Origin of the sequence: Pseudomonas sp. 10S4, from assembly GCF_034344865.1 — a bacterium.
Taxonomy (GTDB): domain Bacteria; phylum Pseudomonadota; class Gammaproteobacteria; order Pseudomonadales; family Pseudomonadaceae; genus Aquipseudomonas.
In genome coordinates, this window is sequence record NZ_CP133774.1 from 1,444,986 (window position 1) to 1,465,385 (window position 20,400).

General features: G+C 59.5%; 15 protein-coding genes, 1 other RNA gene and 5 pseudogenes. 11 read left to right on the forward strand and 10 right to left on the reverse strand.

The features are described 5' to 3' along the window. Nucleotides 1–9: 9 nt before the first annotated feature. On the reverse strand, nt 10–564 hold the full coding sequence (locus tag RHM58_RS06795; protein WP_201198753.1) for a YecA family protein: 555 nt from the start codon (nt 562–564) through the stop codon (nt 10–12). Nucleotides 565–747: 183 nt separating this feature from the next. On the opposite strand from RHM58_RS06795, the gene RHM58_RS06800 reads away from it, so the two are divergent. The 4 genes from RHM58_RS06800 (at nt 748) to RHM58_RS06815 (ending at nt 2,171) form a co-directional block, all read left to right on the forward strand. Next, entirely contained in the window at nt 748–957 is a 210-nt protein-coding gene (locus RHM58_RS06800) for a TIGR02449 family protein (protein WP_007942437.1), read from the forward strand. Then, on the forward strand, nt 954–1,271 hold the full coding sequence (locus tag RHM58_RS06805; RefSeq protein WP_007942435.1) for a cell division protein ZapA: 318 nt from the start codon (nt 954–956) through the stop codon (nt 1,269–1,271). The genes RHM58_RS06800 and RHM58_RS06805 overlap by 4 nt, the downstream gene beginning before the upstream one ends. Before the next feature lie 30 nt (nt 1,272–1,301). Next, nucleotides 1,302–1,480, forward strand: a non-coding RNA gene (gene ssrS / locus RHM58_RS06810) — 6S RNA. A gap of 85 nt (nt 1,481–1,565) precedes the next feature. Beyond that, nucleotides 1,566–2,171: a 5-formyltetrahydrofolate cyclo-ligase gene (locus RHM58_RS06815; RefSeq protein ID WP_201198755.1), complete on the forward strand. Its 606-nt coding sequence runs from the start codon at nt 1,566–1,568 to the stop codon at nt 2,169–2,171. A 35-nt stretch (nt 2,172–2,206) separates the two neighbouring features. On the opposite strand, the gene RHM58_RS06820 is transcribed toward RHM58_RS06815, so the two are convergent. Then, entirely contained in the window at nt 2,207–2,374 is a 168-nt protein-coding gene (locus RHM58_RS06820; protein ID WP_201198757.1) for a hypothetical protein, read from the reverse strand. A gap of 195 nt (nt 2,375–2,569) precedes the next feature. Between RHM58_RS06820 and RHM58_RS06825 the strand changes: the two genes are divergently transcribed. From RHM58_RS06825 to RHM58_RS06840, 4 genes and pseudogenes are all read left to right on the forward strand, one after another. Next, nucleotides 2,570–3,019 carry an EVE domain-containing protein gene (locus RHM58_RS06825; protein WP_201256478.1) on the forward strand — a complete coding sequence of 150 codons (450 nt, stop codon included), beginning with the start codon at nt 2,570–2,572 and terminating at the stop codon, nt 3,017–3,019. A gap of 259 nt (nt 3,020–3,278) precedes the next feature. Continuing rightward, a complete protein-coding gene (locus RHM58_RS06830; RefSeq protein ID WP_322269923.1) occupies nt 3,279–4,244 on the forward strand; it encodes an HlyD family secretion protein in 966 nt (321 codons plus the stop codon). Continuing rightward, nucleotides 4,241–6,967: pseudogene (gene rbbA, locus RHM58_RS06835) on the forward strand (ribosome-associated ATPase/putative transporter RbbA). Before RHM58_RS06830 ends, rbbA begins: the two are co-directional and overlap by 4 nt. An 83-nt stretch (nt 6,968–7,050) precedes the next feature. Beyond that, nucleotides 7,051–8,085 (forward strand): annotated as a pseudogene (locus RHM58_RS06840) (ABC transporter permease); the annotation flags it as partial. A 117-nt stretch (nt 8,086–8,202) separates the two neighbouring features. On the opposite strand, the gene RHM58_RS06845 reads toward RHM58_RS06840, so the two are convergent. Further along, nucleotides 8,203–8,613, reverse strand: coding sequence for a flagellar basal body-associated protein FliL (locus tag RHM58_RS06845; protein WP_201198765.1), 411 nt, complete (start codon nt 8,611–8,613; stop codon nt 8,203–8,205). Nucleotides 8,614–8,763: 150 nt separating this feature from the next. Here RHM58_RS06845 and RHM58_RS06850 point away from each other — a divergent pair. After that, nucleotides 8,764–9,742, forward strand: a pseudogene (locus RHM58_RS06850) (NADPH:quinone oxidoreductase family protein). A gap of 60 nt (nt 9,743–9,802) precedes the next feature. On the opposite strand, the gene RHM58_RS06855 reads toward RHM58_RS06850, so the two are convergent. Both RHM58_RS06855 and RHM58_RS06860 read right to left on the reverse strand, forming a co-directional pair. Next, complete coding sequence (locus tag RHM58_RS06855; protein ID WP_201256482.1) at nt 9,803–10,417, reverse strand: energy transducer TonB; 615 nt, start codon at nt 10,415–10,417, stop codon at nt 9,803–9,805. 180 nt (nt 10,418–10,597) lie between these two features. Then, nucleotides 10,598–11,227: a flagellar basal body-associated protein FliL gene (locus RHM58_RS06860; RefSeq protein WP_201256483.1), complete on the reverse strand. Its 630-nt coding sequence runs from the start codon at nt 11,225–11,227 to the stop codon at nt 10,598–10,600. A 209-nt stretch (nt 11,228–11,436) separates the two neighbouring features. On the opposite strand from RHM58_RS06860, the gene glpT reads away from it, so the two are divergent. Further along, nucleotides 11,437–12,786: a glycerol-3-phosphate transporter gene (gene glpT / locus RHM58_RS06865; RefSeq protein ID WP_322269926.1), complete on the forward strand. Its 1,350-nt coding sequence runs from the start codon at nt 11,437–11,439 to the stop codon at nt 12,784–12,786. Here the strand turns inward: glpT and RHM58_RS06870 are convergent. After that, on the reverse strand, nt 12,762–13,430 hold the full coding sequence (locus RHM58_RS06870) for a gamma-glutamylcyclotransferase (protein ID WP_201198772.1): 669 nt from the start codon (nt 13,428–13,430) through the stop codon (nt 12,762–12,764). The two genes, glpT and RHM58_RS06870, sit on opposite strands and share 25 nt — an antisense overlap. Nucleotides 13,431–13,782: 352 nt before the next feature. On the opposite strand from RHM58_RS06870, the gene RHM58_RS06875 reads away from it, so the two are divergent. After that, nucleotides 13,783–14,259, forward strand: coding sequence for a sn-glycerol-3-phosphate transporter (locus tag RHM58_RS06875; RefSeq protein WP_322270819.1), 477 nt, complete (start codon nt 13,783–13,785; stop codon nt 14,257–14,259). A 57-nt stretch (nt 14,260–14,316) separates the two neighbouring features. Here the strand turns inward: RHM58_RS06875 and RHM58_RS06880 are convergent, their stop codons facing one another. The 4 genes and pseudogenes from RHM58_RS06880 to rho form a co-directional block, all read right to left on the reverse strand. After that, nucleotides 14,317–15,285, reverse strand: a complete 969-nt coding sequence (locus RHM58_RS06880; RefSeq protein WP_322269927.1) for a CDP-6-deoxy-delta-3,4-glucoseen reductase — start codon at nt 15,283–15,285, stop codon at nt 14,317–14,319. Continuing rightward, nucleotides 15,285–16,749: pseudogene (gene ubiD, locus RHM58_RS06885) on the reverse strand (4-hydroxy-3-polyprenylbenzoate decarboxylase). The gene RHM58_RS06880 and the pseudogene ubiD overlap by 1 nt, the downstream one beginning before the upstream one ends. 69 nt (nt 16,750–16,818) lie before the next feature. Then, nucleotides 16,819–18,821: pseudogene (locus tag RHM58_RS06890) on the reverse strand (acyltransferase family protein). Nucleotides 18,822–18,966: 145 nt separating this feature from the next. Next, nucleotides 18,967–20,226: a transcription termination factor Rho gene (rho, locus tag RHM58_RS06895; RefSeq protein ID WP_007942421.1), complete on the reverse strand. Its 1,260-nt coding sequence runs from the start codon at nt 20,224–20,226 to the stop codon at nt 18,967–18,969. Between the last annotated feature and the right edge of the window lie 174 nt (nt 20,227–20,400).

Sequence of the window (20,400 nt, forward strand, 5' to 3'; positions counted from 1 at the left end):
GGCAGGCGATTAGTGCAACGACGGTTTAGCAGCGGCTTCGTCGGTTTTCTTGGTTTCCGTGAACAGCAACAATGGAGCAACGCGCAGGTACTCCATCACTTCCATGTAATCGCTTTCGCCGTCGTCAGACTCTTCCAGAGCATCTTGCACCTGGGCGATGGCGGCCAGATCCTGCAGCACTTCGGTGGCTTCGGTGGTCAGGGCATATTCACGACGGGTCAGACCGAAGCCGGTCAGGAAACCCTGGCACCATTGGCCCAGCGCGGCGGCGCGGTCGGCCAGCGGTGCGTCGTCGGTTGGCAGCAGCAGAACGACGGTCATGTCGTCGCCGGTCAATTCGCCCTTGACCATCTCTTGCAGGCCGATCAGGGCGTTGCGAACGTTGTCTTGTGGCTCGCCTTCGAGCAGCTCGGCGGCATCGGCCAGCCAGCTGTCGGCTTCGAAGCCGGCACCGGCGCAACTGCGGCCGAGCAACAGGCCATGCAGTTCGGCAGGCGAGACGGAATGGCCGCTGGTGTTCAGCAGGGTGGCGAAGGCTTGGTACGGGGAATTCTGAATGGGCATGGGCAGCTAGGCGCCAGACGGCGCTATGTCTAGAATGAAGGCCTTGTATCCTACATCGACAGACTCGCCAAGACTATTAAAGGCTGTCCACCAGCCTGGGGCTGTAAGAAACTAAGCGCGCTCGACGCGTCGGCAGTTTCCTACAGAGCCTGCCACCCATCAGACACATATTCAGTGGACACAATGGAAGACACCGATCTGCAAGCGCTGATGGCCAGACTCGAGCTACTAATTAGCCGGGTCGAGCAACTAAAGAGTCAAAACGGACTCCTATTAGCTCAGGAAAAGACCTGGCGCGAGGAACGCGCGCACCTCATTGAAAAAAACGAAATCGCCCGGCGTAAGGTCGAATCGATGATTTCGCGCCTCAAGGCCCTGGAGCAAGACTCATGAGTTCAAGCAATAGCGTTACCGTGCAGATCCTCGACAAAGAATATTCGATCATCTGCCCCCAGGAAGAGCGCAGCAACCTGGTGAGTGCCGCCCGTTACCTGGACGGCAAGATGCGCGAAATCCGCAGCAGCGGCAAAGTCATCGGCGCCGACCGCATCGCCGTGATGGCCGCGCTGAACATCACCCACGACCTGCTGCACAAGGAAGAACGCCCGGACGTACAGGCCAGCGGTTCGACCCGAGAGCAGGTTCGCGACCTGCTCGACCGCGTCGATCTGGTGCTGGCAACTGATCCGGACGTCACCAAGGGCTGATTCGTGGGATCGCTTGGGGTATACTCGCGTCACTCCCTGGGGTGCTTGCCAGTTGACGATGTCCCTGAGCCGATTCGCACTACCCTGGAAGTTGCACGTTGGGCTGGTGTGCATGTCCGCTAGACGGAAAGCCTTAAAGCCTACTGCTTCTTCCACCTTGAACTTTCGGGTTCAAGGGCTAAGTCAGCAGCGGTTCATCCGGGGAGCCTGATTCCAGTCCGATGCCGGTTTAAATACCGGCATCGGCTTTTTACGAGTACGCTTTGTGTACTCGCACTGCCGAAGCCCGAATCCATGACCGAACCTGCGCTGCTTCCCCGCCCGCAACTTCGACGCATGCTGCGCAAGGCCCGCCGCGCACTGACACCCAGTCAGCAGCGCCAGGCCGCTCGCGGGCTATACAAGCAATTGGCCCAGCAGCCGCTGTTTCGCCGCGCCAGACACATCTCTCTCTATTTACCCACCGACGGTGAAATCGACCCGCGTCTACTGCTGCGTGCTGCACAACGCCGGGGCAAAGCCACCTACCTGCCGGTGCTCAGCGCGTGGCCGCGAACCAAAATGGTCTTCCAGCGCATTCGCCCGGGCGAAAAGCTCAAGCCCAACCGTTTCCGCATTCTCGAACCGCAAGCCAACCTCGGCCGGCAACGCAAGGTCTGGGCGTTGGACCTGGTGTTGCTGCCATTGGTCGGGTTTGACGATGTCGGCGGGCGTTTGGGAATGGGCGGTGGGTTCTATGACCGCAGCCTGGCGTACCTGGCGCGCCGCAAAACCTGGCGCAAACCGACGCTGCTGGGGCTGGCCCATGAATGTCAGAAGGTCGAACGATTGGCTCAAGCGAGCTGGGATGTGCCGTTGCAAGGAACGGTGACCGACAAGGCGTGGTATTTCGCAAGCTAGACGCCACCACGATCAGCGGCGTCCGGAAGACAGGTTCAGCGCTTGAAGGCCGACGGCTGCAGTTGGTGGTGTTGTTGCTGTTGCGCGATTTCGATCGGCGCGTCGGTCTTGTTGTTCCACAGGCTTTGGGCATAGCCGGTGGTCACGACGCCGAGGCCAAACAAAATAACCAAAATCCATAGTAAATCCGGTTTGCGTTTCATCGATTGCCCCCCAAAGGCACATCAACACGATGACAGCAGCGGTTTCCGTTGTAGGCCGTGCAGCAGCGTCAAGCTAAGAAGGCCGGCATTTTGCGGCAACGTGAACCGACACGCAAACGCTGGCGTCAACCGACTGTCGGTTTGTCATAAAATCGCCCGACAACTTGCCCAATCACTTCGCAAGGAGCAAAACCCATGGCCTATTGGCTGATGAAATCCGAGCCCGACGAACTCTCGATCAAAGATTTGGCAAAGCTCGGCAAAGCGCGCTGGGACGGGGTTCGCAACTATCAGGCACGCAATTTCTTGCGGGCCATGGCGGTCGGCGATGAGTTTTTCTTCTATCACTCCAGCTGCCCGGTGCCCGGAATTGCCGGGACTGGCAAGATTATCGAAGCGGCCTACCCCGACCCGACGGCGCTGGAGCCTGAGAGCCATTACTTCGACCCGAAGGCCACCCCGGAGAAAAACGCCTGGAGCGCCATCGATGTGGCCCACGTCGAAACGTTCGCCAACGTCCTGAAGCTCGATTACCTGAAACAGCAAACGGCGCTGGCCGAAATGCCGCTGGTGCAGAAAGGCTCGCGCCTGTCGGTGATGCCAGTCACCGCCGAACAATGGGCCACGGTGCTCGCTTTACGCTAAATAAAGCAGAACCACCCGGTCATCCTCTTTTGCCCGCCCAATCGGGTTAGGCTTGCTCCCCTGTAGGAGCTGCCGAAGGCTGCGATCTTTTGATCCTGATCTTCGGCAATGCTGGAATCGCCAAAGATCAAAAGATCGCAGCCATCGGCAGCTCCTACGAGCGATTCACGCGCATAGAACATTATGCAAGTTGACTGGCATCAAGCCGCCCCGGCGCTCGATCAGCCAGACTAGGACGCAACAGCCGCAGGATGCCCGCATGTCTACGCACAGTCGCTCTTCGATTTTGTTCGCCAGTTCTTTGATGGTTCTGCTTCTGGGTGCCGGCGGTTTCGGTTACTGGAAGTCGATGCATGACCGTCTGCCCGAAGGCTTGTATGTCGGCAACGGTCGCCTCGAAGCCACCGAAGTGCAGATTGCCAGCAAAACACCGGGGCGACTGGCTGAAGTGCTGGTCGATGAAGGCGACAAGGTCAGCAAGGGCCAACTGCTCGCCCGCATGGATACCCGCACCCTCGAAGCCCAGCGCAACCAGGCTGAAGCCGAAGTACTACGCGCCCGGGAAAACCTCTCCGCCGCCCAGGCCAACGTGCAATTGCGCCAGAGCGAACAACTACTGGCGCAGCAGGAACTCAAACGCTCCCAGGAACTGTTCAAGCACGGTTTCGTCAGTGGCCAGATCATCGATCAACAACAAGCGCGCCTGGACACCGGCAACGCGGCGGTCGCGGCGTCCCGTGCCCAGGTTTCGGCAGTTGGCGCGGCGATTGGTGCGGCGCAGGCCCAGGTCGCGATGCTGACCAGCGAAATCGATGACAGCAGCTTGCGAGCGCCGATCGACGGGGTGATCCAGTTGCGCATGGCCGAACCCGGCGAAGTACTCGGCGCGGGCGGACGGGTGCTGTTGCTGATCGATCCAAATGACCAATACATGAACCTCTACCTCCCGGCCTCCGTCACCGGGCGCGTGGCGGTGGGCGATGAAGCGCGAATTTTGCTCGACGCGTTACCCGACCATCCGCTGCCGGCAAAAATCACCTTCGTCGCCGGCAAATCGCAGTTCACGCCGAAAGAAGTCGAAACCCGCGATGAACGGCAAAAACTGGTGTTCCGCGTCAAACTGCGCCTGACCGACCCAAGCGCCCTGCCCCAGGCCAAACCGGGCATGCCCGGCGCTGGCTACGTGCGCACCGCGCCGATTAGCTGGCCGGCCAACCTGCAATGACCGGACTGGCGCTGCAAGCCACCGGCATCCATCACCGTTACGGCAAACAGCAGGCGCTGAGCGATATCACGTTCAGCCTGCCCGCCGGCACGCGCTGCGGGTTGATCGGCCCGGATGGCGCCGGAAAGTCGAGCCTGTTGGGGCTGATCGCCGGGGTGAAAACCCTGCAACAAGGTCAGCTGGAAGTGCTGGGCGGCTCGATCCAGGATCGCCGCCATCGCAACAGCCTCTACCCGCGCATCGCCTTCATGCCTCAGGGCTTGGGCGGCAACCTGTATCCCGAATTGTCGATCAGCGAGAACATTCACTTTTTCGCCACGCTGTTCGGCCTGTCGAAAGCCGAATGCAATCAGCGCATGCACAGCCTGCTGCTGGCCACCGACCTGCTGCGTTTTGCCGACCGCCCGGCAGGCAAGCTTTCGGGTGGCATGAAGCAGAAGCTTGGGCTCTGCTGCGCGCTGATCCATGAACCGGCATCCTGCTGATCCTCGACGAGCCGACCACCGGGCTCGACCCGTTGTCCCGACGGCGCTTCTGGGAATTGGTCGATGATGTGCGCCGCCAGCGCCCACAACTGACGCTGCTGGTCGCCACCGCGTACATGGAAGAGGCCGAGCAGTTCGAACATTGCCTGATGCTCGACGGCGGCAAGCTGATTGCCACGGGCCTGAGCAGCGAACTGGCCGCCGCCACCTCCAGCGGCAAACTCGACGAAGCGTTCACCCACTTCCAGGGCGACAACGGTCACGACAACCAACCACTGGTGATTCCACCGCGGACCGGCGCCAATACTGATGTCGCCATCGAAGCCCATGACCTGACCCTGCGTTTCGGTGACTTCACCGCTGTGGACAAGGTCAGTTTCGCCATCGGTCGCGGGGAGATTTTCGGTTTTCTCGGCTCCAACGGCTGCGGCAAAACCACCACCATGAAAGTCCTCACCGGGCTGATGCCGGCCAGCGAAGGCAGCGCCACGCTACTGGGCAACCCGGTGAACGCCAAGGACCTGGCCACCCGCAAACGGGTCGGCTTCATGTCCCAAAGCTTTTCGCTGTATGGCGAACTCAGCGTGCGGCAGAACCTCGACTTGCACGCGCGCCTGTTCGATTTACCCAAGGCCGAAAGTGCGCAGCGCATCGACGAACTGATACAGCGTTTCAACCTCGACGGCGTCGCCGATCAACAGTCCGGCGCGTTGCCTTTGGGTTTGCGTCAGCGACTATCGCTGGCCGTGGCGGTGCTGCATCGCCCGGAAGTGTTGATCCTCGACGAACCGACTTCCGGCGTCGACCCAGCGGCGCGGGATGACTTTTGGCGCTTGCTGATCGAGTTGTCCCGCGAGCAAGGCGTGACGATCTTCCTCTCCACTCACTTCATGAACGAAGCCCAGCGCTGCGACCGCATCTCGCTGATGCACGCCGGCAAGGTGCTGGCCTGCGACACGCCGGCGGCGCTGCAACAGCAATTCAAGGGCGAGACGCTGGAAGCCGCGTTTGTCACTTGCCTGGAACAGGCCCAAGGCCCGGCGGAATCACCAACAGAGGCGGCAACCGCCGACGAACCTGTCACACCCGCCAAGCCGATGAAGGAACGCGGCTTCAGCATCGGACGCCTGGTCGCTGTGGCCAGTCGCGAAGGCAAGGAACTGCTGCGCGACAAGGTGCGAATGGCCTTCGCCCTGCTCGGAGCGATTTTCATGATGGTGATCTTCGGCTACGGCATTTCCCTGGACGTGGAAAAACTCGCCTTCGCCGTGTTCGACCAGGACCAGACGCCGCAAAGCCGCTCCTACCTGGAAGCCTTCCGCAGCTCGCGCTATTTCGCCGAACAGTCACCGATCCGCGACAGCAAAGAGCTGCATCGACGCCTTCAGCGTTCGGAAATCAAACTGGCGCTGGAAATACCGCCGGGCTTTGGTCGCGACTTGTACGCCGGGCGCCAACCCACCGTGGCGGCGTGGCTGGATGGAGGGATGCCGTTTCGGGCCGAAACCAGTCGCAACTATGTGGAGGCGGTGCATCAGGCGAACATTGAGCAATTGGCCGAACAAAGCAGCCCTGCGCTGAACCATCAGGCAGCGGCCAAACTGGAAACCCGGTTCCGCTACAACCAGGACGTGGTCAGCGTTAACGCGATTGGCCCCGGGGTGATGGCACTGATCCTCGCCTTCATCCCGGCGATGCTCACCGCGCTGGGGATCGTTCGGGAAAAAGAGTTGGGCTCGATCACCAACTTCTACGCCACGCCGCTGACCCGACTGGAGTTCCTGCTGGGTAAACAGGCGCCGTATCTGGCGATCAGCCTGATCAACCTCGCGTTACTAGTAGCGATGAACCGCTGGCTGTTCGGCGTGCCGTTCAAGGGCAGCGGCCTGACCCTGGCCTTCGGCGGATTGCTCTATGTACTGGCCACCACCAGCATGGGCCTGCTGATTTCGGCGTTCACCCGCACCCAAATCGCCGCGATCCTCGGCACGCATGATCATCACCAGCCTGCCGACCATCCAGTTCTCCGGGCTGATCGTGCCGCGCTCGTCCCTCGAAGGCGCGGCGGCGGTGATGGGCATGCTGTTTCCGGCCGGGTACTTTCTCGACATCGCCGTCGGTACCTTCACCAAAGCCCTGGACCTGCGGCAGTTATGGCCGCAATGCCTGGCGCTGTTCGGGTTCTTTCTCGGGTTCACCGGGCTCAGCCTGGTCATGCTGAAAAAGCAGGAGGCCTGATGCACAAGCTTGCGCATATTTTGCGACTCGGCCTCAAGGAACTGACCAGCCTGCGCCACGACAGTGTGTTGCTGCTGTTTCTGTTCTACGCCTTTACCGTGGCGATCTACATGCCGGCCGCCGGGTCGGTGATCGGCGTGCACAACGCCAGCGTGGCCATCGTCGACGAAGATCACAGCCACCTCTCGCGGCAACTGGCCCAAGCCCTGCAACCGCCGGAGTTCCAGCGCCCGGTGTTGCTGCCGTACGGGCAACTCGATCAGGTCATGGACAGCGGCCAGTACACGTTCGTGATCAATGTGCCGGTAAATTTCCAGACGGATTTGCTGGCCGGTCGCCAACCGGCGGTGCAGGTCAATGTGGACGCCACGGCCATGAGCCAGGCGTTTATGGGCGCGGGTTACATCGGGCGGATTTTCCAACGCGAACTGCTGACCTACAGCGGCCAGACCGATCCCGCCAGCAAGGCGCCAGCGCTGCTGACCACTCGCTCGCTCTTCAATACCAATCTGGAGGGCGGCTGGTTCCTGGCGGTGATCCAGATCGTCAACAACATCACCATCCTCGCCATTATCCTCACCGGCACGGCGCTGCTGCGCGAGCGCGAACACGGCACCCTCGACCATTTGCTGGTGCTGCCGCTGACGGCGCTGGAAATCATGTTGGCGAAAATCTGGAGCAACATGCTGGTGGTGGTGGTGTGCACCTGGATCTCGCTGGAGGTGATCGTCAAAGGTGCGCTGGGCGTGCCGCTGGCCGGTTCCATGACGCTGTTTTTGCTGGTGACGGCGGTTTATCTGTTCGCCAGTACGGCGTTGGGGATATTTCTGGCGACCCTCGCCCGCTCGACACCACAGTTCGGCCTGCTGGCGATTCCGGTGATTATCCCGATGTTGCTGCTGTCCGGCGGCAGCACGCCGCTCGACAGCATGCCGCAATGGCTGCAATGGGTGATGCAGGGCTCGCCGTCGACGCACTTCGTCAGCCTCAGCGCCGCGATTCTGTTTCGCGACGCCGGGTTGAGCGTGGTCTGGCCGGACTTGCTGGCGCTGACCGCCATCGGGCTGGTGTTCTTTGCGATTGCGCTGATGCGGTTTCGCAAGAGTTTGGCGTCCTGAGGGACCGAGTCGCCCCCTTCGCGAGCAAGCCCGCTCCCACATTGGTTTTGTGAACGCCACAGATCCAATGTGGGAGCGGGCTTGCTCGCGAAGAGGCCCGCCCAGACAGCACAAGTCTTATTGAATGATCAGGTTATTGAACAACAAATCCTCAACCACCGGCTTACCGGTTTCGTCGTTCATCACTTGCTGGGTCTGTTTCAGGGCTTCCTGACGCAGCTTTTCCTTGCCATCGATGCTGTTCATCGCCTCGGTGGTCTGCTGGGTGAACAACGCCACCAACTGGTTGCGAATCAACGGCTCGTTGGCCTTGACCGCTTTGATCGACTCTTCGCCAGTGACCCGCAGCGCCACGTCGGCCTTGAAGACCTTCAACTTCGGCGTGCCATCCAACCCATAGTTACCCACGAACGGCGGGCTCAGGGTGACGTAGCTGACTTTCGGCGCCTCGCCTTCTTTGGCGGCTTCTTCGGCCATGGCTGCCATAGGCAGAGACAGGGCCAGCATCAACATGATCCACGCTTTCACAATTCGCTCCTTATCCGGTTTGCGGCCTAGCATAACGACCCGCCGCGCAAGCACAAGCTTATGGCGGACTATCAGGGCCGGGCATGCTCGTTGACCCAATGACTCACACACCTACACTTATCGGCCATCACTCCCAAAGGAATAGCCCTGATGAAAGCCGTGCTATGCAAAGCCTTCGGCCCCGCCGAATCGCTGGTGCTGGAAGACGTTGCCAGTCCTGTCGCGAAGAAGAACGAAATCCTGCTGGACGTGCACGCCGCCGGGGTCAACTTCCCGGACACGCTGATCATCGAGGGCAAATACCAGTTCAAACCGCCCTTCCCGTTCTCGCCGGGTGGCGAAGCGGCTGGCGTGGTCAGCGCAGTAGGCGAGAAGGTCAGCCACCTCAAGGTCGGCGACCGGGTCATGGCCCTGACCGGTTGGGGCAGCTTTGCCGAACAGGTCGCCGTGCCAGGCTACAACGTGCTGCCGATCCCGCCTTCGATGGACTTCAACACCGCCGCCGCGTTCAGCATGACCTACGGCACCTCGATGCACGCACTCAAGCAACGCGCCAACCTGCAACCGGGTGAAACCCTGCTGGTACTCGGCGCCTCAGGCGGTGTCGGCCTGGCCGCCGTGGAAATCGGCAAAGCCATGGGCGCCCGGGTGATCGCGGCAGCCAGCAGCGCCGAAAAACTCGCGGTGGCCAAGGCCGCGGGCGCCGATGAGCTGATCAACTACAGCGAAACCAACCTCAAGGACGAAATCAAACGCCTGACCGACGGCCAGGGTCGCCGACGTGATCTACGACCCGGTCGGTGGCGACCTGTTCGACCAGGCCGTACGCGCCATCGCCTGGAACGGCCGCCTCTTGGTGGTCGGTTTCGCCAGCGGACGCATTCCCGAGTTTCCGGTGAACTTGGCGTTGCTCAAAGGCGCAGCCGTCGTCGGCGTGTTCTGGGGCTCGTTTGCCCAGCGCCAGCCGCAGGACAACGCGGCGAACTTCCAGCAGTTGTTTGGTTGGTTTGCCGAAGGCAAGTTGAAACCGTTGGTGTCGCAGGTGTATCCGCTAAGTGAGGCAGCGCAGGCGATTAATGATCTTGGCCAGCGTAAGGCGGTTGGGAAAGTGGTGGTTCAGGTTCGCTGAATCCACGAAGCGGTCAGGTCCTTCCATCAGGAGGTCCTGATTGCCTTGGCAAACCCATCGCTACAACAACTTTTTGATCTCCTCCGGCAACAAACTCATAAACCTGATTAAAGGACTGTCCCCGCAACGCCTGACAATAATGGGTACGCGCTCATTGAGCCTGGCAATCAACGCCAGACGTTGCTCATTCGAGAGTTGCGCGGAGTTAAAGGTGTTCGACAGATAACTGCGGGTGTAACTAAACGCCGGCATATCAACCCAGGCAGATTCCGGGTAACGGCGCGCATCCTCATTGACCGCATGACATCTCAACTTCGTCAGCAATTTGTTGGTGTGCAGCGGCGCGCTCTGGTCGAGCCGAAAAACCATTGGCGCAACGACTTCCCTCTCAGCAGGTCTGTCTTGGTCAACCGTCCAAGGCTTGAAACGCCACTGCTCCAGCGCAACTCTGGTCGCTTCAGCGAAGTCGGGATGGTCACTCTCCAGGATGCCGACTTTGTCTACCGAACCATTCGCATGGACGGTAAACCTCACGCGTACATCACCGGTTATCCCAGCTCTGGACAAGGCTTTCGGATACACAGGTTTGGGATTGTTTTCAGGAATCAATAAGACCTCCCCCGCCCGAATGCCGAAGGACATCACCAGCAAAAACACCACCGCACACCAACGCATGACCCTGCCTCTTTGCACCTGACATGCCGGAAATGGCACCTGCAAAAAGGTTAAGGCTCCACGCCCAAGAACAGAACGCCGCGCTGTCCTGTTCCGTCGCAGGACATTTCCTAAAGTCCTGTCCTACTCCGGACACAAGAAAATCTCTCGCGGGTGCGGGTAACTTTTCTGAAAGAGCGGTCAGCCTCCGGTGGCAGTTGCGAGGTCGCCCGGCAGCAGGTGTTCCTGAATTTTCTGGCTGCGAGACTCGATGATTTGGCCCTGGTTATCGAAGCGCAGCACGATGAGCCAGTCGTAGACGTCTTCTGGCCATTTTTTCTGACCGGTGATTGCCGCGCCGTCGCCACCAAACGCTGCGATCAATTTGTCGATATGCCCGTGATGCCAGGCGATCAGTACCGTCTGTGCCTGATTGTCCTTGCTCAGGGATTTGACCAGTTTGTCGACTTGATTGTCGGCGTAGGGCTGTTCGATAGGCAGTTTCAGGCGTTGAGCCAGTGGCGTGAGGGTCAGACGTGGCCGGCTACTGTCCGTGCTGTCGCTGGTGGCGATCAGCCGTTGAGGCGTCAATGACAAACCGTTCAGGGTCAGCGGGTCGAAATAGTTGGCGTAGGCGACGGCGCGCTGTTCGCCTTTGGCGTTCAACAACGGGCCCTGATCGGGTTTCTCCGCGTGCCGCACGATCAACACCGTTACATCGCGCAGCCCACGTGCACCCTTGTCCTCGTCATGGGCCGACACCTGCGCCGCGAGAATGAGTGCCTGCACCATCAACAACCCCGAAAAAATCCTGCGTAAGCTGAGCACCATCGTCCCGTCCTTTTGAGTAAGTGTCCTGGTGAATCGAGTCTAGAACAGTGTGGCGAAAGGATAAGCCCCCACCTGATGACCTATGTTCACAATAGAACACTTGATCTCCCATATTTCCGCTGTTTTGCCAATGCGAGCCGGTGCTATTTTCGGTAACGAAACTGTAACATTCGCATCCGCAGTCAAAACAAGAAATTTGGAGCTCTTGAATGTTTGCTTTCTTTCGACCTGCCGCACATCAGGCGCCCCTGCCTGAAGAAAAAATAGACAGTACTTACCGACGCCTCCGCTGGCAGATCTTCGCCGGGATTTTCTTTGGCTACGCGGGTTATTACCTGCTGCGCAAGAACTTCTCCCTGGCCATGCCGTACCTGATTGACGAGGGTTACACCCGCGGTCAGTTGGGCTTGGCGATGTCGGCGATTGCGATTGCCTACGGTCTGTCGAAGTTCTTGATGGGCCTGGTATCCGACCGTTCCAACCCGCGTTATTTCCTGCCGTTCGGCTTGCTGGTCTCGGCCGGGGTGATGTTCATCTTCGGTTTCGCGCCGTGGGCGACGTCCAGCGTAACCATGATGTTCATCCTGTTGTTCATCAACGGTTGGGCACAGGGCATGGGCTGGCCGCCGAGTGGCCGGACCATGGTTCACTGGTGGTCGCAAAAGGAACGCGGTGGCGTGGTGTCCGTGTGGAACGTGGCGCACAACGTCGGCGGCGGTTTGATCGGCCCGTTGTTCCTGTTGGGCATGGGCCTGTTCAATGACTGGCACGCGGCGTTTTACGTGCCGGCGGCCGTGGCGTTGCTGGTGGCGGCGTTTGCCTTCATCGTGATGCGCGACACCCCGCAATCGGTCGGCTTGCCGCCGATCGAGCAGTACAAGAACGACTACCCGGAAGGCTATGACGCCAGCCACGAAGACGAATTCAGCGCCAAGGAAATCTTCGTCAAGTACGTGCTGCGCAACAAAATGCTTTGGTACATCGCCTTGGCCAACGTCTTCGTTTACCTGCTGCGCTACGGCGTACTGGACTGGGCGCCGACCTACCTCAAAGAAGCCAAGCACTTCACCGTCGACACGACGTCCTGGGCGTACTTCTTCTATGAGTGGGCCGGTATTCCGGGCACGCTGCTGTGCGGCTGGATGTCGGACAAGATCTTCCGTGGCAACCGTGGCCTGACCGGCATGGTGTTCATGGCGTTGGTGACCGTGGCAACGCTGGTCTACTGGCTGAACCCGGCCGGTAACCCGACCGTCGACATGATCGCGTTGTTCTCCATTGGCTTCCTGATCTATGGCCCGGTGATGCTGATCGGCCTGCAAGCGCTGGAACTGGCGCCGAAGAAAGCTGCTGGTACGGCAGCGGGCTTTACCGGTCTGTTCGGTTACCTGGGTGGTTCGGTCGCGGCCAGTGCAGCGATGGGCTACACCGTGGACCATTTCGGCTGGGATGGCGGTTTCGTACTACTGATCGGCGGGTGCATCCTGGCGATGGTTTGCCTGGCACCGACCCTGTGGCACAAGCAAGTCGCCAGTCAGGGCCGCGAAGCGATCGCCTGATCGGACTTTGATTTGCAGCGCTTGAGCCGCGCCTCCAGATTCCGGTCTGGCATGGCGTGGCTACGCAGGGCGTTGGCGGTTTGCTCGACATAATCGCGAGTGGTGCCGTAACGCCCGCAAGCGCTTTCGAACACCTGGCTCAGCACATGATCCGGCAAGTTGCCGGCATAGCTGGGCAGGTGCCGCTCCAACACAAATCCCAATGCTTGAACCTGGCTTCCGTCTTCGAGACGGCAGTTGAGCCAGTGTGGGCGATAGGACGGGAATGGCATTTCGCGTTGCCAGAGGGCGTAGAGCGAAGCTTCGAGTTGTTCTTCAGGCAGGCGATAGGCGAACCCGCTGCATGAGCCGCCGCGATCCAGGCCAAACACCAAGCCTGGCACTTCCGGCGTGCCGCGGTGTTCGTGGGACCACAGGTACAACCCGCGATGGTAGCCGTGAACCCGGCCGCGCACGCGCTCCACCGCCGCGCATTCAGGGCGCCAGATCAACGAACCGTAAGCAAACAGCCAGACCGGCCCACCCTTGTGGCGCGCCATGGTCGACTGCATCGAGCTGAGCAATTGTTCGTGCGTAAGCTGCGGCCCCAGATCGAGCCGCGGAGGGTAAGCCAGATTCAGAAAAGCAGATTCGATGGCTGTCATGGCGGAAGTGTTCGGCCCCACAAGTATTACAAGATGTAAGCAAGATTCGCTTCATAGAACATATAGCAGTAACTGTAAAACGAAAAGTGCTAAGGGATGTATGACAGTTGTGATACCAACAAATAGTGGTTATCACTGCCAGCGTTACGTTTTATATAGCCTAATACTATTTTGGAAATGCCTTAAATACCTGAATGACATATGCATAAGCATTCGATTCATTCAGCTTCCATTCATGAAGGCCAAGGAAATTTCCTACTAAACTCTCGGACTTTCCACCTTTTCCATTGTCAGAGGCCCACGTATAACGGCCTCTTTCAGGCGCAAGCCATCTGCTTAACAGGGCTCCATGATGAAAAAACCAGGGCTTTACGCCATGTTGTTAATGATCCAGGCCGGCCTCGCCGTGGCGCAGGATGACACGCAACAAGACAAGGGCTTCTGGTACGCACAGACCAGTGTCTATACCAAACATTACTCGCCGGATTCCGAACACAATAACAATCAGGACCTGATTGGCATTGAACGTAACGAAGCATCCGGCTGGGTATTTGGCGGGGCGACGTTTCGCAACTCTTTCAGTCAGCGTTCGTACTATGCCTATGCGGGCAAGCGCTATGAGAGCGCCGATTATCCGGTGTATGTGAAGCTGACCGGCGGATTGCTCCAAGGCTACAGCGGCGACTACAAAGACAAGATCCCGCTCAATCACTTCGGCGTGGCGCCGGTGATCATTCCATCCATTGGCGCTCACTACGGCCCGTTGGCCGCCGAACTGGTGTTTCTCGGCGCCAACGCGGCAATGGTGACTACGGGTGTGCGTTTCTAGAAAGAACGGCTTGCTGACCTAAGATCGCTGATCAAGATCGAGGATCAAAATCGCGGATCAAGATCGAGGCGCGTACGCAAACACGTCAGCGCGCATCTGATGAGCATCCATCCCCGCTTCAACCAGGGCGTCCAGCGTGCCGTAGACCATGGCCGGTGAGCCGCTGGCGTAGACATGCAGAGGCTTCAGATCGGCGAAGTCTTCGCACACGGCTTCATGCAGCATGCCGCAGCGCCCTTCCCAACCGCATTGATCGCTGACAACTTTATGCAGGAACAGATTGGGTAGCTTCAGCCATTCGTCCCAATGTTCGATTTCATAAAAATCTTCAGGACGGCGCACGCCCCAATACAGATGGACCGGATGCTTGAACCCGGCGGCGCGGCAATGTTCGATCAGGCTGTGAATCTGGCCCATGCCAGTGCCCGCAGCGATCAGCACCAGCGGCCCATCCGGCAGTTCGGCCAGGTGGGTATCGCCGAATGGCATCTCGATCCGCACCATGGCATTGCGTTGCAGCTGTTCGATCAGGCTCAGCGCACTGCTTTCGCGCGCCAGTACGTGGATCTCCAGGTCGCGCCCGCCGTGGGGTGCAGAGGCCAGGGAGAACGCAGACTTCTCACCGTTCTCGCGCTCGATCATCAAGTACTGACCGGCGTGATAGCGCGGCGGCTTGCCGGCCGGCGCCCGCAGGCGAACCCGCCAGGTATCGCCGCCGACGTCCCTGCACTCAATGACCTGACACGACAAGCTGCGCACCGGCAGTTCTCCCAGCGCGAGCACGCCATCCCACAGCACGATGCAGTCTTCCAGCGGCTCTGCTATGCAAGTGTAGAACTCGCCATGGTCGCGCACATTGCCGGCCTGTTCGACCCGTCCTTCTACCAGTAGCGCCGCGCAGACATGGCAATTGCCGTTGCGACAGCTCTGTGGGCATTCATAACCCAGGCGCCGCGCGCCATCGAGAATCCGCTCGCCGGGCAATATCTCAAGCACTGCTCCGGAGGGCTGCAAAGTTACACGCATCAATCTATTCCTAACTGATTCCAGATGGCATCGATCCGTTGGGTAACGGCGTCATCCTTGACGATTACCCGGCCCCACTCGCGAGTGGTTTCGCCGGGCCATTTATGCGTGGCATCGAGCCCCATTTTCGACCCCAGGCCGGAAACCGGCGAGGCGAAGTCCAGGTAGTCGATCGGCGTGTTATCGATCATCACCGTGTCGCGCTTGGGGTCCATGCGCGTGGTGATGGCCCAGATCACGTCGTTCCAGTCTCGCGCGTTGATATCGTCGTCAGTGACGATAACGAACTTGGTGTACATGAACTGTCGCAAAAACGACCAGACACCGAGCATTACCCGCTTGGCGTGGCCCGGATACGACTTCTTCATGGTCACGATGGCCATGCGGTACGAGCAGCCTTCGGGCGGCAGGTAGAAGTCGGTGATCTCCGGGAACTGCTTCTGCAGGATCGGCACGAACACTTCGTTCAGCGCCACACCGAGAATCGCCGGCTCATCCGGTGGACGGCCGGTGTAGGTGCTGTGGTAGATCGGTTTGATCCGATGGGTGATGCGCTCGACGGTGAACACCGGGAAGCTGTCGACTTCGTTGTAATAGCCGGTGTGGTCGCCGTATGGACCTTCGTCGGCCATTTCGCCCGGATGGATCACGCCTTCGAGGATGATCTCGGCGGTGGCCGGCACTTGCAGGTCATTGCCACGGCACTTCACCAGTTCGGTGCGGTTACCGCGCAGCAGGCCGGCGAAGGCGTATTCGGAGAGGCTATCCGGCACCGGCGTCACTGCACCGAGGATGGTTGCCGGGTCAGCGCCCAACGCCACGGACACCGGGAACGGCTGGCCGGGGTGCTTCTCGCACCACTCACGATAATCCAACGCGCCGCCACGGTGACTCAGCCAGCGCATGATGACCTTGTTGCGGCCAATGACTTGCTGACGGTAGATCCCGAGGTTCTGGCGGTCCTTGTTCGGGCCTTTGGTGACGGTCAGGCCCCAGGTGATCAGGCCGACGATCGCCGGGCCAGCAGGTCTGCACTGGCAGCATCGCCAGGTCGACGTCGTCACCTTCGATGACCACTTCCTGGCAGACCGCGTCTTTGACGACTTTCGGCGCCATGGCGATGATCTTGCGGAAGATCGGCAGCTTGGACCAGGCATCCTTCAAGCCCTTCGGCGGCTCGGGTTCCTTGAGGAACGCCAGCAGCTTACCTATCTCGCGCAGCTCGCTGACCGCCTCGGCGCCCATGCCCATGGCGACCCGCTCGGGGGTGCCGAACAGGTTACCGAGTACCGGGATGTCGTAGCCGGTAGGGTTCTCGAACAGCAGCGCCGGGCCTTTGGCTCGCAGCGTGCGATCACAGACCTCGGTCATCTCCAGCACTGGAGAGACAGGGATCTGGATGCGTTTCAACTCTCCGCGCTGCTCAAGCTGCTGCACGAAATCCCGAAGATCCTTGAATTTCATTGATGATGGCACCCGTAAAATAGGCGTACATCCTACCTGCTCTGCCGGCCGCTGGCAGCTTATCGCTGCTTACTTGGCCGCATTCACGTTGCCATTGCCAAGGGTTGCCCGGGCTTGCAAGTGCTTGAACAGAGGCTCAAGTACCGGCGCAACGAACCGCGCGCCGATCTCCGACAGGTGATTGTCGTCGGTATACAGCGAATGGCCGTTGAGCTCGACCCGGCACAGGCCCGATGAATCACACAACGCCGGGGCCGGATCAACTACGGTCACACCCGAATTGGCGGCCGCAATTTGCGCGAACAACTGGCTGATGAACGCCTGGCGCTTGAAGTGCTCCGTCACCGCCAGGCCCACGTCATCGGTCGGACGATGCAACATCGCCAATCGACTTAGGCGGTAAGGCGGGCTGAACTGCTGCAGCGGCGCTTCCTTGACCAGCCAGACACGATGCCCGCCGTCCCGCAGCTTTCGCACTGTTGCCCGTAATCCTTCGGCCAGTCGTTGTTCGACGCTGGCTCTTTCATAACGACCACTGGAATTCCTCAGCGCGTGCCCGAGATCGCCTTTCGCATCGCCATAGAGATAGAGGCTCCAGCGCGCAACCAGCACTACATCGCCCACCGATTGCGGCTTCAAGGCCTGTTCGACCCGGCGATTGAACCGGGCACACGTCTGATCGAACTCCAGACCCTCAACCGGAATGCAGCCCGGGGAGCTGGCAAGGATCACGCTGACGCCATGTTTTTGCGCCCCATCATCGAACACCGGGATCAGCGCCGTGGCATGACTGTCCCCCCAGACTAGTGCCTTTGAAGCGGTAGACGCTTGAGTCCCGTAGTGACAGAAGAGCTTGTCGTCAGGGGTTTTATCATTGGCCAGGCAGCGCATCAGTTCCGGCCGCCATTCCTTCCCTTTGGCGTACTGCAAGGCTTGATCAGGCAAGCGCCAGGGTAAGCCATTGGTCCAGCGCAGCGCTTGACCGGCCAGCCCCAGCACCAACACGCCGACACCTGCCGCCAGCAAAATCTGCCGACGCCCCGCCAACAACCGCCGCTCGCGAAACGGCGTTTCGACGAAGCGCCATGACAGATAACCCAGCACCAGGCTGAGCAGAATCAAGCCTGAGATATCAAACAGGCCAGGTTCATCGACGCTGGCATAGCTGGAGAAAACAAAGACCGGCCAGTGCCACAGGTACCAGGAATAGGAAATCAGCCCAAGCCCCACCAGCACACGGCTGCCCAGCAGGCCGCCGACCAGGGTTTGCCGATGTCCGTTGGACCAGATCAGCGCGACCACACCCAACGTCGGCAATAGCGCTGCTGCGCCGGGGAATGGGGTGCTTTTGTCGTAGCAGAACACCGCCAGCAGAATCAGCCCGAGGCCGCCCAGGCTGACAATTTGAGCGCCCATCGGTGTCAGGCGCCAGTTACCTCTGGGCGCAACCGCCAGCATCGCGCCGGCCAACAGTTCCCAGGCGCGCATCGGCAACAGGAAAAAGCTTTTTCCGGGTGATGCGCCACGGCCCAGACGCTGAGCCCGAATGACACCAGCAACACACCGAACAGCGCCAGCCGCCAATGCTTGAGGCGACTCGACAAAACCGTCAGCAGCAGCGGAAAGACAATGTAGAACTGCTCTTCAACCGCCAGCGACCAGGTGTGCAGCAACGGCTTGAGGTCGGAGGCCACATCGAAATAACCCTCCTGACGCATGAACAGGAGGTTGGACACGAACATCACCTGATAGCGCACCGAGCGCCCCAGTTCCTCGTAATCCTTGGGGGCCAGCAGGAACCAGCCCACCGCCAGCACCACGATGATCATCACAAACAGCGCCGGCAGGATTCGCCGGGCACGCCGGGCCCAGAAATCGACAAAGCTGAAGCACCCGGCCTGCCGCTGGTTCCAGATAATCGAGGTGATCAGGAAACCGGAAATCACGAAAAAGATGTCCACACCGACGAAGCCGCCGGAGAAGCCAGGAATACCAAAATGAAACAGCACGACAGCAATCACAGCGATTGCGCGCAAGCCGTCGATGTCCCTTCGATAAGCAAGAGAGCTCATAAACAGTTAGGCCAGTCAGTTGAAAGTTTTTGGGTCGCATGCCCATTTCGTTTCTGTACTGACCAACCGTAGTCGCAAACCTCCCCTTTTTTTGCAAAAAAATGGCGCCCCGAAGGACGCCATTTTTAGCGGTTAAAAAACCGTCTTACTTACGCTTCATCGACAAGAAGAACTCGTCGTTGGTCTTGGTCGTTTTCAGCTTGTCGACCAGGAACTCGATGGCAGCGATTTCGTCCATCGGGTGCAGCAGCTTGCGCAGGATCCACATACGCTGCAACTCGTCGTCGGCGGTCAGCAACTCTTCGCGGCGGGTACCGGAACGGTTGATGTTGATGGCCGGGAAGACGCGTTTTTCAGCGATACGACGATCCAGAGGCAGTTCCATGTTGCCGGTGCCTTTGAATTCTTCGTAGATCACTTCGTCCATCTTCGAGCCGGTTTCAACCAGCGCAGTGGCGATGATGGTCAGCGAACCGCCTTCTTCGATGTTCCGTGCAGCGCCGAAGAAACGTTTCGGTTTCTCCAGGGCGTGAGCATCGACACCACCTGTGAGCACTTTGCCGGAGCTCGGGATCACGGTGTTGTAGGCGCGAGCCAGACGGGTGATGGAGTCAAGCAGGATCACCACGTCTTTCTTGTGTTCGACCAGGCGCTTGGCCTTCTCGATCACCATTTCGGCAACCTGCACGTGGCGGGTTGGCGGCTCATCGAACGTCGAGGCAACCACTTCGCCGCGCACGGTGCGCTGCATTTCGGTTACTTCTTCCGGACGTTCATCGATCAGCAATACGATCAGGTGAACTTCAGGGTTGTTACGCGCAATGTTCGCCGCGATGTTCTGCAGCATGATCGTTTTACCGGCTTTCGGCGGTGCAACGATCAGACCGCGCTGGCCTTTGCCGATCGGGGCGCACAGGTCGATGACACGACCGGTCAAGTCTTCGGTGGAACCGTTGCCGGCTTCCATCTTCATGCGCACGGTCGGGAACAGCGGGGTCAGGTTCTCGAAGAGAATCTTGTTTTTCGCGTTCTCGGGACGATCGTAGTTGATCGTGTCGACCTTGAGCAGTGCGAAATAACGCTCGCCTTCCTTTGGAGGGCGGATCTTGCCAACGATGGTGTCACCGGTGCGCAAGTTGAAGCGACGGATCTGGCTCGGCGAGACGTAGATATCGTCTGGGCCGGCGAGATAGGAAGCGTCAGCGGAGCGCAGGAAGCCGAAGCCGTCCTGGAGAATCTCCAGCACGCCATCACCGGAGATTTCCTCGCCGCTTTTCGCGTGCTTTTTGAGCAGGGAGAAAATCACGTCCTGCTTGCGCGAACGGGCCATATTTTCTATGCCCATCTGTTCGGCCAATTCGAGCAGTTCGGTAATCGGCTTTTGCTTGAGTTCAGTCAGATTCATATAGGAATGACGTAATCATTTATGGAGGGGGAAATTAAGCTTTTGGCTTAATGAGGCCGCGCCGCAGAGAAGGCGACAGGATCGCGTACTTATTCGAAAAGGAGTGCGTCGGCGACGGCTAGCAGGGGGCAGTGGAGAAACCAGTGCGGGGCCGAATGTACCACCTGAGTTTCG

What these genes read in the sequence shown, in the direction of transcription:
- glpT (WP_322269926.1), top strand. Translation starts at nt 11,437, where the DNA reads ATGTTTGCTTTCTTTCGACCTGCCGCACATCAGGCGCCCCTGCCTGAA.
- RHM58_RS06820 (WP_201198757.1), bottom strand. Translation starts at nt 2,374, where the DNA reads ATGAAACGCAAACCGGATTTACTATGGATTTTGGTTATTTTGTTTGGC.
- RHM58_RS06805 (WP_007942435.1), top strand. Translation starts at nt 954, where the DNA reads ATGAGTTCAAGCAATAGCGTTACCGTGCAGATCCTCGACAAAGAATAT.
- RHM58_RS06880 (WP_322269927.1), bottom strand. Translation starts at nt 15,285, where the DNA reads ATGCGTGTAACTTTGCAGCCCTCCGGAGCAGTGCTTGAGATATTGCCC.
- RHM58_RS06860 (WP_201256483.1), bottom strand. Translation starts at nt 11,227, where the DNA reads ATGGTGCTCAGCTTACGCAGGATTTTTTCGGGGTTGTTGATGGTGCAG.
- RHM58_RS06815 (WP_201198755.1), top strand. Translation starts at nt 1,566, where the DNA reads ATGACCGAACCTGCGCTGCTTCCCCGCCCGCAACTTCGACGCATGCTG.
- RHM58_RS06795 (WP_201198753.1), bottom strand. Translation starts at nt 564, where the DNA reads ATGCCCATTCAGAATTCCCCGTACCAAGCCTTCGCCACCCTGCTGAAC.
- RHM58_RS06855 (WP_201256482.1), bottom strand. Translation starts at nt 10,417, where the DNA reads ATGCGTTGGTGTGCGGTGGTGTTTTTGCTGGTGATGTCCTTCGGCATT.
- RHM58_RS06830 (WP_322269923.1), top strand. Translation starts at nt 3,279, where the DNA reads ATGTCTACGCACAGTCGCTCTTCGATTTTGTTCGCCAGTTCTTTGATG.
- RHM58_RS06825 (WP_201256478.1), top strand. Translation starts at nt 2,570, where the DNA reads ATGGCCTATTGGCTGATGAAATCCGAGCCCGACGAACTCTCGATCAAA.
- rho (WP_007942421.1), bottom strand. Translation starts at nt 20,226, where the DNA reads ATGAATCTGACTGAACTCAAGCAAAAGCCGATTACCGAACTGCTCGAA.
- RHM58_RS06870 (WP_201198772.1), bottom strand. Translation starts at nt 13,430, where the DNA reads ATGACAGCCATCGAATCTGCTTTTCTGAATCTGGCTTACCCTCCGCGG.
- RHM58_RS06800 (WP_007942437.1), top strand. Translation starts at nt 748, where the DNA reads ATGGAAGACACCGATCTGCAAGCGCTGATGGCCAGACTCGAGCTACTA.
- RHM58_RS06875 (WP_322270819.1), top strand. Translation starts at nt 13,783, where the DNA reads ATGAAAAAACCAGGGCTTTACGCCATGTTGTTAATGATCCAGGCCGGC.